This is a genomic window from Micromonospora desertarenae, from assembly GCF_056150265.1.
In genome coordinates this window covers 131,750-147,572 of sequence record NZ_JAXCFQ010000005.1, presented here as the reverse complement: position 1 = coordinate 147,572, position 15,823 = coordinate 131,750, and the positions used below count along the sequence as shown (strand labels likewise).

The following is a 15,823-nucleotide window of genomic DNA, read 5'->3' as shown; positions in this document are numbered from 1 at the left end:
GATCCGACCCCGAGCGCCCCGCCGCCCCCCGACTGCCAGCAGTCCCGCCCCGACCGCCGCCGACGCGTCCGGGGGGCACGCCGCAACACCGATCAGGAGGAGAGCGATGAGCGACCCGCAGGCCAGCAAGCCGATCCTCACCACCCGTCAGGGCCACCCGGTGCACAACAACCAGCAGCAGCGGACGGTCGGTTCCCGCGGCCCGGCGACGCTGGAGAACTACCACTTCCTGGAGAAGATCAGCCACTTCGACCGGGAGCGGATCCCGGAGCGGGTGGTGCACGCCCGCGGCTTCGTCGCACACGGCGAGTTCGAGGCGTACGGGACCATCGGTGACCAGCCGGCGTCGACGTACACCCGGGCCAAGCTGTTCCAGACCAAGGGCAAGAAGACCCCCGTCACCATCCGGTTCTCCACCGTCATCGGCGGCCGGGACTCCTCCGAGGCGGCTCGCGACCCGCGCGGCTTCGCGGTGAAGTTCCGCACCGAGGACGGCAACTGGGACATGGTGGGCAACAACCTCCAGATCTTCTTCATCCGCGACGCGATCAAGTTCCCGGACGTGATCCACGCGCTGAAGCCGGACCCGGTGACCTTCCGGCAGGAGCCGAACCGGATCTTCGACTTCATGTCCAACACGCCCGAGTCGATGCACATGCTGACCTGGCTCTTCTCCCCGTACGGCATCCCGCGGAACTACCGGACGATGCGCGGCTCCGGGGTGAACACCTACCGCTTCGTCAACGCCGAGGGCGAGGGCGTGCTGGTCAAGTTCCACTGGCTGTCCCAGCAGGGCGAGCACAACCTGACCCAGGCCGAGGCGGACGCGATCCAGGCCACCGACCTGGGCCACGCGTCCAAGGACCTGTACGAGGCGATCGAGCGCGGCGAGTACCCGCGGTGGGAGCTCAACGTGCAGATCATGAGCGACGACGAGCACCCGGAGCTGGACTTCGACCCGCTCGACGACACCAAGATCTGGCCCGAGGAGGACTTCCCCTACCTGCCGGTCGGCATGATGACGCTCAACCGCAACATCACCGACCACCACAACGAGAACGAGCAGATCGCCTTCGGCACCGGCGTGCTGGTCGACGGGATCGACTTCTCCGACGACAAGATGCTGGTCGGGCGGACCTTCTCCTACTCGGACACCCAGCGCTACCGGGTCGGCCCGAACTACCTCCAGCTGCCGATCAACCGGCCGCGCGAGGACGTGGTGGTCAGCACCAACCAGACCGGCGGCGCGATGTCGTACGGGGTGGACAACCGCGGCGCCAACCCGCACGTCAACTTCGAGCCGTCCTCGGTCGCCGGGCTCCAGGAGGCCGACGAGTCCTACCGCGAGTACCGACCGTTCGTCTCCGGCCAGATCATGAAGGCCCCGATCGAGCGGCAGAACAACTACACGCAGGCCGGTCGCCGCTACCGCGAGATGGCCGACTGGGAGCGGGACGACCTGATCCACAACCTGGTCACCAACCTGGCCCAGTGCGACAAGCACATCCAGGAGAAGATGGTCTGGCACTTCAGCCAGTGCGACGAGGACTACGGTCGCCGGGTCGCCGAGGGGCTCGGCCTCGCCGCCAACGTCTGATCCCCGTCCGCTTCCCGAGCGCCCCGCCGGCCGACCGGCGGGGCGCTCGTCGTCCGTCCGGGTCCACGGTGGAGGGCGCGACGGACGGTAGTGCTTCGGGCGCGGATTACGTATCCTGCCGAGGGCGCCCTGCCGGCGCCGCGGCCGGGCCCCGGCCGGCCGGAAGCCACCCGGTCGGCGTCGGTTGCCCCTGCCGCCATCCTTCCGGGCGAGGTCTGATTGAACACCCGCGACTGGCCGATCCGGTCCAAGCTGACCGCGCTGGTCGTCGTCCCGGTCACCGCGCTGCTGGCGCTCTGGATCTTCGCCACCACGCTCACCTTCGGCCCCGCCCTCGACCTGCTCTCCGCCCGCACCCTCCTCTACGACCTGGGTCGCCCCGGCGAGGCGGTGGTGGCCGAGTTGCAGCGGGAACGCCGCCTCTCGGTGATCCAGCTCGCCGGGTCCGAGTCGCTGCCGGCGCTGGCCGAGCAGCGGGCGCGTACCGACCGGGCATTGACCGAGCTGCGCCGCCGGACCGGCGGCGAAGACCTCCGCGACGCCACCGACGACCATCTCGACGCCCGGCTGGACCAGCTGGTCACCGCTCTGGAGGGGCTGCCGGCCGGCCGCGGGTTCATCGACCGGCGGGAGGTGGACCGGGTCGGCGCGCTCAACCTCTACAGCGGGATGATCTCGTCGGCCTTCCAGACCTTCGCCGCCATGGCGACCCTGCCCGACCAGGAGCTCAACCGGCAGGCGCTGGCCGTCACCGCGCTCGGTCGCTCCCGTGAGCTGCTCGGCCAGACCGACGCGCTGCTGGCCGGGGCGCTGGCCGCCGGGCGGTTCGCCGAGGGGGAGCACGCCCAGCTGGTGCAGACCATCGGCAACCAGCGGTTCCTGGCCGAGACCGCGGTGGCGGACCTGCCCGACGCCGACCGCGCCGGCTACCAGCGGCTCACCGAGCGGCCGGCGTTCGGCCGGCTGCGGGCCCTGCAGGACACGCTGCTGGCGGCCGACCGGTCCGCCCGCCCACCGGTCGACGGGCCGGCGTGGCAGGCCAACTACGAGGCCGTCCAGCAGGCGCTGCGGGACTTCGAGCTGGCCCAGGCCGACGGCCTGGCCGAACGGTCGGTGCCGCTGGCGGTGCGGGTCCTGGTCCGGCTCGCCGCCGCCGGCCTGCTGGGCCTGACCGCCGTCGTGGTCGCGGTGGTGGTGGCGCTGCGGGTCGGCCGTTCCCTCGCGCAACGGCTGACCGGCGTACGCACTGCCGCGCTGGAGATGGCCGAGCGCCGGCTGCCGGACGTGGTGGCCCGGCTGCGCCGGGGCGAGCAGGTCGACGTGGCCCGGGAGGCGCCCCCGCTGGAGTACGGCGCGGACGAGATCGGCCAGGTCGGGCGGGCCTTCAACGAGGTGCAGCGGACGGCGGTGCGGGCCGCGGTCGACGAGGTGACCCTGCGCCGCGGGCTGAACGAGGTCTTCCTGAACATCGCCCGACGCAGCCAGGGGCTGGTGCACCGGCAGCTCGCCCTGCTCGACCGGATGGAGCGGCACACCGAGGACCCGGACGAGCTGGCCGAGCTGTTCCGGGTCGACCATCTCGCCACCCGGCTGCGCCGGCACGCCGAGGACCTGGTCATCCTGGCCGGCGCGGCGCCGGGCCGGGGTTGGCGCAACCCGGTCGCCATGGTCGACCTGATCCGCGGCGCGATCTCCGAGGTCGAGTCCTACGACCGGGTCGACATCACCACCGTGCAGCCCGCCGGCACCCTCGGGCGGGCGGTGGGTGACGTGATCCACCTGCTCGCCGAGCTGATCGAGAACGCCACCGCCTTCTCCCCGCCGGACAGCCGGGTGGAGGTCGCCGGGGAGCGGGTGGCCAAGGGCTACGCCATCGAGATCACCGACCGGGGGCTGGGCATGTCGGCCGCGGCGATCGAGGACGCGAACCGGCGGCTGGCCCGTTCGCCCGAGTTCGATCCCAGCGAGACCGCCCGCCTCGGCCTGTTCGTGGTGGCCCGGCTCGCCGCCCGGCACGGGGTCCGGGTGCGGTTGCGCCCGGCCGACCCCACCGGGCTGACCGCCGTGGTGCTGCTGCCGGCCGACCTGGTCACCGCCGAGCCGTCCCCGCTGCCCGGCCCGGTCGACGCCGAGCCGGCGCGGGTCGGTGCGACGCCCGGGCGGCGCCAGCTGGACCGGGCCGACCGGCTGGCCGGCCTGCCCCGGCCCCGGACCGCCCGGACGACCCGGCCGCGGCCCGCCCCGACGGTGCCCGACGGGGCGGCCGAGCCGTCCCGCCCCGGTGGCGGCCCGGCGCCCGCCGCGCCGGCCGGCGAGATCGACGGGCTGCCCCGGCGGGTGCGCCGGCGGCCGGCCGCCCGCCCGCGGGCCGGGGACGCCGCCCGCCCGGCGACGGAGTCGGCGGCGAGCGCCCGGGCGGCGGAGGCGGTGAGCCCGGCGGCGCCCGGGGGCCGGCCCGCGGTGGACGCCCGGCCCGTGCGGCAGCCGGCCGGGGACGGTCCGACCCTGCCGCAACCGGTGGCCGAGGTGCCGCGGTCGCGGACCCCGGAGGAGGCGCGCCGGTTCATGTCGGCGTTGCAGGCCGGCACCGCTCGGGGCCGCCGGGCGGCCGAGGGCACCGCGGCGAGCCGCGACGCGGATCAGACCGCCCCCGCACCGGCCGCCGGACCCGCCGGACCCGCCGGTTCGGCCGAACCGGCCGTTCCCGCCGACGCGGCCGGCGCTCCGGCCGGACCGGCCGTCGCTCCCGGTGGGCGGGGCGGCGCTGACGCGCCGGTGGTCGCTCCGGGCACCGCTGGCGCCGCCAACGGCTCCGCGCCAGCGGGTGCTCCCGTCCAACCCGCCGGCGGCGACCCGTCGGCGGTCGCCCCGGGCACCGCGGACCCGACCGACGGCGCCGGAGCCGCGGGCGGGCGGCCGGTGGACGACGACGCCACGGTCGTCCTGCCGGCGGCCACCGAATCCCTGACCGCGACTGAGAGGGACGCCTGATGCTGCAGCCGACGAGGCAGACTGCCGATCTCGACTGGTTGCTCGACGAGTTGGTGGACCGGGTGCCATCCGCCCGCGAGGCGGTGGTGCTGTCGGCGGACGGGCTCCTGCTCGGCGCCTCCACCGGGTTGGACCGGGCGGACGCGGAGCACCTGTGCGCGCTCGCCTCCGGCCTGTCCAGCCTGGCTCGCGGGGCGAGCCGGCACGTCGCAGGCGGGCCGGTGCGGCAGACCGTGGTGGAGATGGAGTCGGCGTACCTGCTGGTCACGGCGGCCGGGCAGGGCGCCTGCCTGGCAGTGGTCAGCGAGGCGGACGCCGACATCGGCCTGGTGGCGTACGAGATGGCGATGCTGGTGACCCGGGTGGGCGAGTACCTGACAGCCCCGGCCCGGTCGGCGGCGGGAGCGGCCGATGCGGACTGAGTCGCCCGGGCCGCAGCACGAGTGGCTGGACGGCGACGCCGGCCCCGTCGTGCGGCCGTACACGCTCACCGGCGGGCGGGTCCGCTCGGCCGTCGGCGGCTTCGACCTGGTCGCGTTCGTCCTGGCCGAGCCGGGCGCCGACCTGGCCGCCCACCCGGAGCTGCAACCGGAGCACCGCCGACTGGTCGAGCTGGCCGGCCGGCCGGTCCCGGTGGCGGAGCTGGCGGCCGACCTCGACCTCGCGGTCGGCGTGGTCCGGGTGCTGCTCGGTGACCTGTTGGCCCGGGGCGTGGTCGCCGTGCACCAGCCGCCGCGCACCGCGTACCTGCCCGACAACGACATCCTCAAGGCGGTGGTCAGTGGACTCCGTGCGTTATGACGGTGAGCGGGCCCGGATCCCGCTCGCACTGAAGATCCTCATCGCCGGGGGCTTCGGGGCCGGCAAGACGACGCTGGTCAGCGCGCTGAGCGAGGTCCGGCCGCTGCAGACCGAGGAGGTGCTGACCGGGGCCGGCGTCGGTACCGACGACCTCTCCGGGGTGGAGACCAAGTCGACCACCACGGTGGCGATGGACTTCGGCCGGATCACCATCAACGAGGATCTCCAGGTCTACCTCTTCGGCACCCCCGGCCAGGACCGCTTCTGGTTCCTCTGGGACGAGCTGGCCTTCGGCGCGCTCGGCGCGGTGGTGCTCGCCGACACCCGGCGACTGGCCGACTGCTTCCCGTCGATCGACTACTTCGAGCAGCGCGGCATCCCGTTCGTGGTCGGGGTGAACTGCTTCGACGGCGCCCGCCGGTTCAGCCTGGAGACCGTACGCCAGGCCCTCGACCTGGACCCGGAGGTGCCGCTGGTGCTCTGCGACGCCCGGGACCGGCAGTCCGGCAAGCTGGTGCTGATCGAGCTGGTCGAGCACGTGGCCCGGCAGCGCGGCGAGCCGGTGCCGGCGGCCTGACCCGGCGGCGGGCCAGCGGCACCCGGCGGCGCGGCCGGCGCGGCACCCGGCGGCGTGGGCGTAGACCGGACGAGCGGGCGGAATCGGGGCGGCGAATCGTGGCTAAGGATCCGGCATTGCGGGAACCCTCTGGTTGGATCGACGCAGGAGCGGGCGGAGGGTGGAACCGGTGACAGGTCAGGACGCGATCGTCCACGTCGGCGGCTACACGGAGCACAGCGGCGGCCGGGCCACGGGCATCGTGGCCGCCCGGCGGGACCGGGACTCCGGGGCGCTCACCCCGCTGGGCACGGTCGCGGTCACCCCGTCGCCGTCGTTCCTCGCCCGGCACCCCGAGCTGCCGGTGCTCTACGCCGTCAACGAGCTCCCCACCGGTGAGGTCAGCGCCTGGCGGGTCGGGCCGGACGGCGGGCTCACCCCGCTCGGCTCCCGGCTCAGCGGCGGCGTCGAGCCCTGCCACCTGGCGGTCGCCCCGGACGGGCGGCACCTGTTCGTGGCCAACTACGGCGACGGCAGCGTGTCGGTGCTCCCGCTCGACCAGCAGGGGGTGCCCGGCGAGCGCACCGACCTGGTGCAGCACGAGGGGCACGGCCCCGACCCGGAGCGCCAGGAGCGGGCGCACGCCCACATGGTCTCGCCCGGCCCGGGGCGGGGGCCGCTGCTCGCGGTCGACCTGGGCACCGACTCGGTCTACCGGTACGACCTGGACGCCGCCACCGGCCGGCTGGTGCCCCGGGCGCCCCGGGTGCGGACCCACCCCGGGGCCGGCCCCCGGCACCTGGCCCGGCACCCCGACGGCCGGCGCTGCTACCTGGCCGGCGAGCTGGACGCCTCGGTCACCGCGTACGAGCTGACCGCCGAGGGGGCGCTGCACCAGCGGGGTCGGGTCGAGGCCAGCGAGCGGACCGGGCACGTGCAGCCGTCGGAGATCGCCGTCGGGCCGGACGGGCGCTTCCTGTACGTGGCCAATCGCGGGGTGGGCACCGTCTCCGTCTTCGCCCTCGCCGGCGAGCTGCCGGAGCAGGTCGCCGAGGTGGACACCGGTGGCGAGTGGCCGCGGCACTTCGCGCTGATCGGGGCGCACCTCTACGTGGCCGACGAGCGGGCCGACATGGTCCGGGTGTTCCGGGTCGATCCGAGCAGCGGCGTACCGGTCCCGGTAGGCGAGCCGGTGCCGCTGCCCAGCCCCACCTGTGTCCTGGGCTGACCGGGCGGAAAGCCTTGTTCGGCAACGCCTTGAGGCTGAGCAATCACTCAGTGCCACCAAATGGTGATCAACTGTATCTCCTCCGTAACTTTCGTCCGAACGGTTATGGCAGTCCCCCCTTCGGATACGCAAGATGGTCTGCGTGTCAGCAGGCCGCCATCGCATGCGTTCGAATCTCAACGGCGCCGCCGCCGCAGCAGCGGTCGGCGTGCTCGTCGTCTCCGCGGGAGGGTGGTTCGGCTATCAGCAGCTCTCCGGGCCGGACTGTTCGGGCAAGGTCGAGCTCTCCGTCGCGGTGGCCACCGAGCTGGCGCCCGCCGTCAGCGGCGCGGCCGACCAGTGGGTCAAGGACGGGGCGGCGGTCGGCGGCACCTGCATCGCGGTGACGGTGTCGGCCTCCGACCCGGTCGAGGTGGCCGCGACGGTGGCGGCCAAGCACGGCGCCGTGCTGGCCGGCGTCGGCCAGGCCAGCGGCACCGCGGTCAGCCCCGACGTCTGGATCCCGGATTCCTCCACCTGGCTGGCCCGACTCAAGGACGGCGGCGCGACCGCCTTCGACCCGGCCAACGGGGCGTCCATCGCGCGCAGCCCGGTGGTCGTGGCGATGCCCGAGCCGATCGCCTCCCGGCTCGGCTGGCCGGACCAGAAGCTGACCTGGAACAGGCTGCTCGGTGAGCTGAAGAGCGACAAGCCGCTGAACACCGGGATCGTCGAGCCGACCAAGGACGCCGCCGGGCTCTCCGGGCTGCTCTCGCTGACCGCCGCGGCCGCCAGCGCCGGCGGGGCGGACGCGCAGCGGGACACCGTCGGCGCGCTGCGCGCACTGGCCAACAGCCGCTCGGCACTGCGTCAGGACCTGCTCGCCCGGTTCCCGACCTCGCCGGATCCCACCACGATCGCCAGCGGCCTCGGCGCCGCACCCCTCTCCGAAGAGGACGTGATCGAGTACAACAGCAAGAAGCCGCCGGTCCCGCTGGCCGCGCTCTACCTGGAGCCGGCGCCGATGCCGCTGGACTACCCGTACGCGGTGCTGCCCGGCATCGAGCCGGCCAAGGCGTCCGCGGCCCGGGTGCTCTTCGAGGTGCTCACCACCTCCACCTTCCGTAACCGGCTGGCGGCGCAGTCGCTGCGCGCCCCGGACGGCAACTGGGGCGACGGCTTCGAGGCGCCGGTGGGTGCGCCCAGCCCGGCGGGTGGCGCGCCGGCGCCCCCGACCGCGGGCGGCACCGCCGCCGGCGGGCTGGACGCCGCCGCGATCGGCAGCGCGGTCTCGAGTTGGGCGATCGCCACCCAGTCCGGCCGGATGCTGGCCGTCATCGACGTCTCCGGTTCGATGAAGGCCGAGGTGCCCAGCGCCAACAACGCCACCCGGCAGCAGGTCACCGTCGAGGCGGCGCGCCGGGGTCTGACCCTCTTCGACGACTCCTGGTCGATCGGGCTCTGGACCTTCTCCACCAACCTCGAGGGCAGCCGCGACTACCGGCAACTGGTGCCCATCGGCCGGCTGTCCAGCAAGCGCGGGCAACTGGAGCAGGCGCTCGGCGGCATCCGGTCCTCCAGCGGTGACACCGGCCTCTACGACACCATGCTCGCCGCCTACAAGAACGTCCAGGACGGCTGGGAGGCGGGTCGGGTGAACTCGATCGTGCTCTTCACCGACGGCAAGAACGAGGACGCCAACGGCATCTCCCAGCAGAAGCTGCTCTCCGAACTCAACAAGATCAAGGACCCGGAGCGGCCGATCCAGGTCGTGATCATCGGTATCGGCAACGCGGTCAGCAAGGCCGAGCTGGAGTCGATCACCAAGGTCACCGGCGGCGGCGCGTTCGTCACCGAGGACCCGACCAAGATCGGCGAGATCTTCCTCCGGGCCATCGCGCTGCGCAAGGCGCCCGCCTGAGCCTTCGGACAGCCTGAAAGGGCCCGTCGTACCGCCGCATCCGGTACGGCGGGCCCTTTCCCGATCGCGGCCCGGTCGGGAAAAGTGACGGCAATACGTCCGAAGCAATCGGCCACCATAGTTGTCGGGGCAGGATGTCGTTCGTGCTCCCGCACCGCCGGACCCGCGATCCGGGCCGGCCGCCGCCCGGGGGCCGCCGGCGACCGATGTGGGAGGTTCGGTGACCTCGGCGACGCTGATGACCCCCGCACGGACGCCGGCGCGACCGGACGGCCCTCCGTCCGGCCTGGTGGCCCGCGCCGACGAGCGGGCCTACGTCCGCGTCCTGGTGGTGCTGGACACCAGCATCCTGACCGTCGCGGTGCTGGTCGGCTACGTCGCCCGGTTCGGCGAGGACGTCCCGACCGGCTCCCGGATCCCGTACGTGCTGGTGGCGCCCGGGGTGGTGCTCGCCTGGCTGGTCTCGCTCAAGGCGCTCGGCTGCTACGACGACCGGGTGCTCGGCTACGGGGCGGACGAGTACCGCCGGGTCGGCGCGGCGAGCCTGCGGCTGGCCGGCGGGGTCGCCATCGCCGGCTACGTCGCCGACGTCGGCATCTCCCGGGGCTTCCTGGCCGTCTCCTTCGCCGTCGGCACCCTCGGGCTCGAGGTGGCCCGGTTCGCCGCCCGCAAGCGGCTGCACCGGGCCCGCTCCCGGGGCGCCGGCTGGTCGCGCAAGGTGCTGGTGGTCGGCGACACCGCGCACGTGCTGGAACTGGTGCACACGCTGCGCCGCGAGCCGTACGCCGGCTACCACGTGGTCGGCGCGTGCATCCCGGACGCGCTGCTGGCCCCGGTGGCGCAGCGGCTGGGCGACGTGCCGGTGGTCGGCTCGTTCCGGGGCATCCCCGAGGCGGCCACCGCGATCGGCGCGGACACCGTGGCCGTCACCGCCTCCGGCGAGCTGACCGCGACCCGGCTGCGCCGGCTGGGGTGGCAGTTGGAGGGCACCGGGATCGACCTGGTGGTCGCTCCGGCGCTGACCGACGTGGCCGGCCCGCGCATCCACACCCGGCCGGTGGCCGGGCTGCCGCTGATCCACGTCGAGGCGCCCGAGTTCCGGGGGGTCCGGAAGCTGGTCAAGGGCCTCGTCGACCGGTCCGCCGCCGCGCTGGCCGTGGCGCTGCTGCTGCCGGTGCTGGGGCTGATCGCGCTGGCCATCCGGCTGGACAGCCGGGGGCCGGCGCTGTTCCGGCAGATCCGGGTCGGCCAGGGCGGCCGGGAGTTCGGGGTGTTCAAGTTCCGCACCATGGTGGTGAACGCGGACGCCCTGCGAGCCGAGCTGGCCGCCCGCAACGAGACCGACGGCCTGATGTTCAAGATGCGCGACGATCCCCGGGTCACCCGGATCGGCCGGCTGCTGCGCAAGTGGTCCCTGGACGAGTTGCCGCAGCTGGTCAACGTCCTGCTCGGGCAGATGAGCCTGGTCGGCCCCCGCCCGCCGCTGCCCGCCGAGGTGGCCCGCTACGAGGGCGACGTGGCCCGCCGGCTGCTGGTGAAGCCGGGCATGACCGGGCTCTGGCAGGTCAGCGGCCGGTCCGACCTGAGCTGGGAGGACGGCATCCGGCTCGACCTCTACTACGTGGAGAACTGGTCGCTCGCGGCCGACCTGACCATCCTGTGGAAGACCTTCGGCGCGGTGCTGCGCAGCCGGGGGGCGTACTGACCCGGCGGCGGGTCACGGCTGCGGGCCGGTCCAGTCCAGGCAGACCACCACGGCGTCGTCCACCAGGTCGCCGGCGACGAACGCGCGCAGGTCGCCGATCAGCGAGCGGACGGCGTCCAGCGGCTCCATCCGGCCGGTCCGGCGCAGGAACCGGTCCAGCGCTGTCTCGCCGTACCGGACGTTCTGCCCGGTGGCGTCGATCACACCGTCGCTGACCACGAAGAGCCGGTCGCCGCGGCGCAGCTCCAGGCGCTGCTCCCGGTAGTCGGTCGCCTCGAACATGCCGAGCGGGAACTGCTGCTCCAGCGGCTGCTCGCTCACCTCGCCGTCGCGGAGCAGTACCAGCCGGGGTGAGCCGGCGTCGACCACCGTCAGCACTCCGGTGCGCAGCTCCAGCTGCATCAGCAGGGCGGCCAGGTGCTGGCCGCCCCGGTGCAGGTCGTACACGGCCTGGTCGGCCAGCGCGGCCTGGTCGGCCAGGCTCAGCCCGGCCCGCCGGGCGTTGCGCAGCGCGTGGGTGGCGAGCGTGGTGAGCATGGCCGCCTCGACACCCTCGCCGGAGCCGTTGATGGTGGAGAGCCAGAGCCGGTCGCCGTCGTCGGCCCAGTCGAAGCTGTCGCCGCGCACCGCGTACGCCGGCTCCAACTGGCCGGCCAACCGGAACGCGGGGCGGGAGCGGCTGCGGCCGGGCAGCATCTCCCACTGCATCTCGGCGGCGAGGGTGAGCCGCCGGCTGCGCCGGGCGGTCCGGTAGACGTCCGTGCCGGCCGAGACGGCGGCCAGCTCGTGGGCCAGTGCGGTGGCGACCTCGGCCAGCCCGTCCAGCGCCGCCGGGGGGACGGGCACCGGGGTGATCCGGAGCACCCCGCGCCGTTCCCCGCGCATCGAGACCGGCAGGTAGCCCACCTGGTCGACGACGACCGGCGTCTGGTGGTCGAAGCAGCGCCAGGCCGGATGCCCCGGCGTGGTGATCGGGTCGCCGTCGTGCAGCGGCAGCAGCGCGGAGAGCCGGTAGTCGACCTGGAACAGCTCGGTGCCGGTCACGCCGTACGACTCGGCGAGCACCGCGGCGACCCGGTCCACCAGCAGGTCGGCGGGAGACTCGATGAGCGCACGCCGGGCCCGGTCGACGGGTTCGCTCATCGTCGCTCCAATCACAAGCACAAAGACCAGCTGAGGCGGAGTAGTCTCGGGCCCACCATGGCGGAACTGCACGGTCCACCCGGACCCGACACGAGTATCGCTGCCGAGCTGGACGCGGCGGCGGGTGCCCTGCTGACCGTATGGGAGGCGGCGCGGGAACGCACCACCAGCCGGATCTCCGGTGCCCAGTTGCGCGCCGTGATGGTGGTCGAGCAGCAGGACGGGATCAACCTGCGCCGGCTGGCCACCGGCCTGGACATGCTGCTCTCCTCGGCGAGCCGGCTCTGTGACCGGCTGGTCGCCGCCGGACTGCTGGAGCGGGAGCCCGGCCGGTTCGACCGTCGGGAGATCTCGCTGCACCTCACCCAGGAGGCCCGCCGGCTCCTCGCCGAGCTGCGCGACGACCGCCGCCAGCAACTCGCCGCGATCCTGGCCGACATGACCCCCGCCGGCCGGCAGGCTCTGCTGAACGGGATGCGGGAGTTCGACGAGGCGGCCCGCCGGCGGGACGCCTCGGTCCGCTCCGTCGAACCGGTCGGCCCCTGGTCGCCCGAGACGGCCGCGGCGGAGCGCGCGCTCGGCGCGGCACCCGATTGGCCGGGCGACCAGTCGGTGGCCCGCACGGCCTGACCGACTGACCGCCGCCGGCCCCGATCCCGCCTGACTCCCGGGGCGGCCGCCGGCTCCGACAACTCCCGCCAGCGGTGAACCGGCTCCGATGCCGGCCCAGTCGCCGCGGTACCGGCCGCCGGCTCCGACACCGGCCTACCGACTCGCGCTACCGGCCAACCGGCTTCGATCCCGGCCCGCCGGCCGGCGCGCGTCCCCGGGGGGTCAGCCTTCCGCCGCCGTGACGGCGAGCATGGCGATGTCGTCCTGGCTCTGCCCGGCCAGCCAGTCGTCGACCAGCCGGAGCAGCCGGTCGACCAGCGTCGCCGGGGGCAGGCCGGCCGCGTCGGCGAGCGCCCGGCGCAGCCGCCGCTCGCCGAACAGCTCGTCGCCGGCCGGCCCGCCGCGGGCCCCGGTCACCCCGTCGGTGTAGGCGAACAGCAGCTCGCCCGGGGCGAGCCGGATCTCGGTCTCGGCGAACCGGGCCGCCGCCAGCACACCCACCGGCATCCCGCCGACCCGGACCGGGCCGACCGTGCCGTCGGCGCGCACCACCAGCGGGTCGGGGTGCCCGCCGCCGGCCACCCGGACCCGGACGCCGCCGGCCGGCTCGCCCTCCACGGTGCCGAGCAGCAGGGTGGTGAACTGGCTGCGCCGGGCGGGCTGCGGGGTGTCCAGCAGCGCCCGGTCCAACAGCCGGATCAGCTCCAGCGGCCGCCGCTCCACCAGCCGCAGCGTCTGCAACGACTGGCGGACCCGCCCGGTGAGCACGGCCGCGCCGACGCCCCGGCCGCAGACGTCGCCGAGGGCGAACAGCGCGCCCTGCCCGATACGCGAGACGTCGTAGAAGTCACCGCCGATGCGCAGCCGGTCCCCGGCCGCGCGGTAGCCGCCGGCGAGGGTGACGCCGGGCACCGTGGGCAGTTCCGGCGGGAGCAGGCTCTGCTCCAGCACCCGGGCCAGGTGGGCCTGCTCGCCGTAGAGTTCGGCGGCGCCGACGGCGGCTCCGGCCCGGGCGGCGTACTCCCGGGCCAGTTCGGCGTCGCGCCGGTCGAAACCGGCCCGGCCCGGCCGGCGCAACAGGATCAGGGCGCCGGCCGGGCGGCCCGCGCCGGGCATCGGGCAGACCAGCGCCGGGCCGGGGTCGGCGAAGGCGGGCGGGAGCACGGCGGCCAGTGCGGCCGGATCGGCGTCCCGCCACGGGTCCGGCACGGCGTCGCCGTGCAGCGCCGCGGCCAGGCCGGGCAGCCCGGCCGGCACCGGGCCTTCGGTGGGCGACGGGTCGCCGGCGGCGTACCGGATCCAGCGCGGCCGCTGGTCGGCCGGGGACGGCGGCCGGTACAGCACCAGGGCCAGGTCGGCCAGGTAGGGCACGGGCAGGGTGGCGGTGGCACGCAGCGTCTGGTCGCGGTGCAGCGAGAGCCCGAGGCGGCCGCCGGCCTCGGCCAGGAAGGCGGTCCGGGTACGTTCCGCGCGCAGCGCGTCGGCGCGCGCCCGCTCCTCGGTGATGTCCCGCACGTACCAGACGCACCGGCCGCCGCCGAGGATCCGCCGGGTAGCGCTCAGCCGCCGCCCGTGGTGGGTGGTCTCGAAGCCGTCCGTCCCGTCCCGGGTGGCCGCGGCCAGTGCCGGCACCGCGCAGCGGGTCAGGTCGGTGCCGGGGGTGACCTCCGGCAGCAGGTCGGTGGCGAGCGCGTTGGCCAGGGTGACCACCTGGTCGGGACCGGTGGTCAGCACCGCCTCGGCCAGCCCGTCGAGCAGCTCGCGGGCGAGCCGGGGATCGGCCGGGAGCCGCCCGCCACGGGGCCCGGCGGCGGTGGGCACCGCCCCGGCGCCGCCGTCCGGTCGGGTCGTGGTCACCGCCGGTCGCCGGGCGCTGCGGCCTGTCGACCTGTGGACATGCTGGTCCGGCACTCCTCGCGTGGGGGTCGCTGCCTGCGGCAAGCGTACCGAGGCGGCCGGTGGTGCGCCGGGGCGGCGGTGCGGGGTCAGCTGGCCCGGGCCAGCCAGCCACCGGGGCGCGCGACGATCCGGCGGACCACCGATCCGGCCGCCCCGACCGCCGCGGCGGCCGGGCCGAGCGTCGCCGGCCGGACGGTGACCGGTGACCAGGCGGCGGTCAGCACCCGACCGGAGATCTCGGCGAGCACCGGCGGGCACAGCCAGCGGGCCAGCGGGGCGTAGCCGCCGCCGAGCACCACCGTGTCCAGGTCCAGCAGGTTCACCACGGCCGCGACCGCCACGCCGAGGGCGGTGCCGGCGTCGTGCAGGGCGCGCAGGGCGGCCGGGTCGCCGGCCGAGGCAAGCTCCGCCAGCCGGGCCGCCGCGGTGTCCGCCGGCAGGTCGGCCCCGGCCAGTCCGGCCGCGGCCAGGACGGCCTCCTGGCCGGCGTACCGCTCCAGGCAGCCGCGGCCGCCGCACCGGCACGGCCGGCCCTCCGGGCGGACCGGGAGGTGCCCGATCTCGCCGCTCCAGCCGCGCGCGCCGCGGAAGAGGTCGCCGTCGAGCACGATCCCGGCGCCGATGCCGACCTCGCCGGAGATGTGCAGGAAGCTGGCCGGCCCGGGCGGCCCGGCGTGCAGTTCGCCGAGCGCCGCGAGGTTCGCCTCGTTGTCGACGACCAGGGGCGGCACCCCGTCGATCCGCTCGGTGAGCGGCGGGTGCCCGGCGAGCAGCGCCGGGACCGGCACGTCCCGCCAGCCGAGGTTGGGCGCGAGGCGGACCAGCCCGGCGTCGTCGACCAGGCCGGGCACGGCGAGGGCCGCGCCGGCCAGGGTGAGCCCCTGGTCGGCCGCGTCGGCCCGGGCCCGGCCGGCCAGCTCGACCAGCCGGGCGAGGGTCTCGGCGGGGGAGACCGGCCGCAGGTCGGCCCGGCGGACCGTGTGGTGGCGGACCCGGCCGGCGAGGTCGACCACGCAGGCGGCCAGGTAGTCGACGTTGATCTCCAGGCCGAGCCCGGCGGGGCCGTCGTCGGCGAGCACCAGGCCGCGGGCGGGTCGGCCGGCCCCGGTACGCGGCGTCGGCTCCGCCTCGGCGACCAGCCGCCCGTTGACCAGATCCTCCACCACGGCGGAGACGGTGGCCCGGGTCAGCCCGGTCTCGGCGGCCAGCTCGGCCCGGGACGGTGGGCGCTCGGCGGCGGCGATCCGGCCCAGCACCACGGCGAGGTTCAGCTCGCGCAGGCTGCCCTGCCGGACCGCCCCGGCGGTGGTGTCGGGTCGGCGCACCCCTTGACACTGCCACAGGTGCGGCATTTAATTCAACCACTGAACAAATAGCGGACGACACCCCCG

General features: G+C 75.2%; 12 protein-coding genes. 9 read left to right on the top strand and 3 right to left on the bottom strand.

Annotated features, from left to right (window positions below):
• Nucleotides 1-106 precede the first annotated feature (106 nt).
• From SM577_RS12330 to SM577_RS12295, 8 genes are all read left to right on the top strand, one after another.
• A complete protein-coding gene (locus SM577_RS12330) occupies nucleotides 107-1,597 on the top strand; it encodes a catalase (protein ID WP_474586927.1) in 1,491 nt (496 codons plus the stop codon).
• Between the two features lie 219 nt (nucleotides 1,598-1,816).
• Nucleotides 1,817-4,588, top strand: a complete 2,772-nt coding sequence (locus SM577_RS12325; protein ID WP_474586926.1) for a sensor histidine kinase — start codon at nucleotides 1,817-1,819, stop codon at nucleotides 4,586-4,588.
• Complete coding sequence (locus SM577_RS12320; protein WP_302919666.1) at nucleotides 4,585-5,010, top strand: roadblock/LC7 domain-containing protein; 426 nt, start codon at nucleotides 4,585-4,587, stop codon at nucleotides 5,008-5,010. Before SM577_RS12325 ends, SM577_RS12320 begins: the two co-directional genes overlap by 4 nt.
• Nucleotides 5,000-5,389, top strand: coding sequence for a DUF742 domain-containing protein (locus tag SM577_RS12315; protein WP_302919174.1), 390 nt, complete (start codon nucleotides 5,000-5,002; stop codon nucleotides 5,387-5,389). The genes SM577_RS12320 and SM577_RS12315 overlap by 11 nt, the downstream gene beginning before the upstream one ends.
• On the top strand, nucleotides 5,370-5,966 hold the full coding sequence (locus SM577_RS12310; RefSeq protein WP_302919173.1) for a GTP-binding protein: 597 nt from the start codon (nucleotides 5,370-5,372) through the stop codon (nucleotides 5,964-5,966). Before SM577_RS12315 ends, SM577_RS12310 begins: the two co-directional genes overlap by 20 nt.
• 169 nt (nucleotides 5,967-6,135) lie before the next feature.
• Complete coding sequence (locus SM577_RS12305; protein ID WP_474586925.1) at nucleotides 6,136-7,173, top strand: lactonase family protein; 1,038 nt, start codon at nucleotides 6,136-6,138, stop codon at nucleotides 7,171-7,173.
• 142 nt (nucleotides 7,174-7,315) lie between these two features.
• Nucleotides 7,316-9,073, top strand: a complete 1,758-nt coding sequence (locus SM577_RS12300) for a VWA domain-containing protein (protein WP_302919171.1) — start codon at nucleotides 7,316-7,318, stop codon at nucleotides 9,071-9,073.
• Nucleotides 9,074-9,293: 220 nt separating this feature from the next.
• Nucleotides 9,294-10,778 carry a sugar transferase gene (locus SM577_RS12295; RefSeq protein ID WP_474581966.1) on the top strand — a complete coding sequence of 495 codons (1,485 nt, stop codon included), beginning with the start codon at nucleotides 9,294-9,296 and terminating at the stop codon, nucleotides 10,776-10,778.
• Between the two features lie 12 nt (nucleotides 10,779-10,790).
• Here the strand turns inward: SM577_RS12295 and SM577_RS12290 are convergent, their stop codons facing one another.
• Nucleotides 10,791-11,921 (bottom strand): PP2C family protein-serine/threonine phosphatase, encoded by a 1,131-nt coding sequence (locus SM577_RS12290; protein ID WP_302919170.1) that lies wholly within the window; start codon nucleotides 11,919-11,921, stop codon nucleotides 10,791-10,793.
• A 57-nt stretch (nucleotides 11,922-11,978) separates the two neighbouring features.
• Here SM577_RS12290 and SM577_RS12285 point away from each other — a divergent pair, with 57 nt between their 5' ends.
• The gene (locus tag SM577_RS12285) at nucleotides 11,979-12,551 is read left to right on the top strand and encodes a MarR family winged helix-turn-helix transcriptional regulator (protein WP_302919169.1); all 573 of its coding nucleotides are present in this window, start codon (nucleotides 11,979-11,981) and stop codon (nucleotides 12,549-12,551) included.
• Nucleotides 12,552-12,755: 204 nt separating this feature from the next.
• On the opposite strand, the gene SM577_RS12280 is transcribed toward SM577_RS12285, so the two are convergent.
• Together SM577_RS12280 and SM577_RS12275 are read right to left on the bottom strand one after the other, a co-directional pair.
• Nucleotides 12,756-14,390 carry a PP2C family protein-serine/threonine phosphatase gene (locus SM577_RS12280; RefSeq protein WP_474586924.1) on the bottom strand — a complete coding sequence of 545 codons (1,635 nt, stop codon included), beginning with the start codon at nucleotides 14,388-14,390 and terminating at the stop codon, nucleotides 12,756-12,758.
• Between the two features lie 128 nt (nucleotides 14,391-14,518).
• Nucleotides 14,519-15,784, bottom strand: a complete 1,266-nt coding sequence (locus tag SM577_RS12275) for an ROK family protein (RefSeq protein WP_474586923.1) — start codon at nucleotides 15,782-15,784, stop codon at nucleotides 14,519-14,521.
• Between the last annotated feature and the right edge of the window lie 39 nt (nucleotides 15,785-15,823).